1 protein-coding gene is annotated in these 703 nt (G+C 68.8%); it reads left to right on the forward strand.

Going from position 1 to position 703, the window contains the following annotated elements:
* Positions 1-226: 226 nt before the first annotated feature.
* Positions 227-580: a PRC-barrel domain containing protein gene (locus tag ACFWVV_RS12595; RefSeq protein WP_384341665.1), complete on the forward strand. Its 354-nt coding sequence runs from the start codon at positions 227-229 to the stop codon at positions 578-580.
* Positions 581-703: the final 123 nt, after the last annotated feature.

Raw genomic sequence — 703 nt, forward strand, 5'->3', positions numbered from 1 at the left:
GTGCAACGGCACGAATGCGGGTGGCCCGGACAGACCTCTGTCCGGGCCACCCGCATTCGTGCCCGCTTCTTTCCCCTCCCCGGGACGAATTCAGATCGGACCGGGTCGGACCGTGTAAGGACACCGAGGCGGGGCACCCGGTTGTCGGCGGGGAATTCCGCAGGTTATCGGGCGGAGCATTCCGCGCTTCAACCGTTCTACTGCCGACGATGAAGGAGCTGTTTTCATGAGCGAGAACATCTGGGGCTACCAGCCGACCGCCGGACACCAGTCGGGCAACAGCCTGATCGGCTACAAGGTCGAGGCCACCGACGGCAGCATCGGCAAGGTCGACAAGCACTCCGACGAGGTGGGCTCGGCCCATCTGGTCGTCGACACCGGCGTATGGATCTTCGGCAAGCACGTTCTGCTCCCGGCCGGCACGGTCGAGAGGGTGGACGCGGCCGAGGAGAAGATCTACGTCGGCCTGACCAAGGACCAGATCAAGGACGCGCCCGAGTTCGACAAGGACAAGCATGTCGGGGACGCGGGCTACCACGAGCAGGTCGGCGGCTACTACGGCCGCCACCGCCGCCCCTGAGCACCACGGCGCAGGGCGACAGCCCTCGCGCACACGGCGGGGGGCGGCGGGGGCCGTCCCCGCCGGCCCCCCCCGCCGATCCCCCCAATAGCAGGTGGGTGGCCCCCCGGGCCCCGCCGACAC

This window comes from Streptomyces sp. NPDC058663 (genome assembly GCF_042716745.1).
GTDB lineage: Bacteria > Actinomycetota > Actinomycetes > Streptomycetales > Streptomycetaceae > Streptomyces.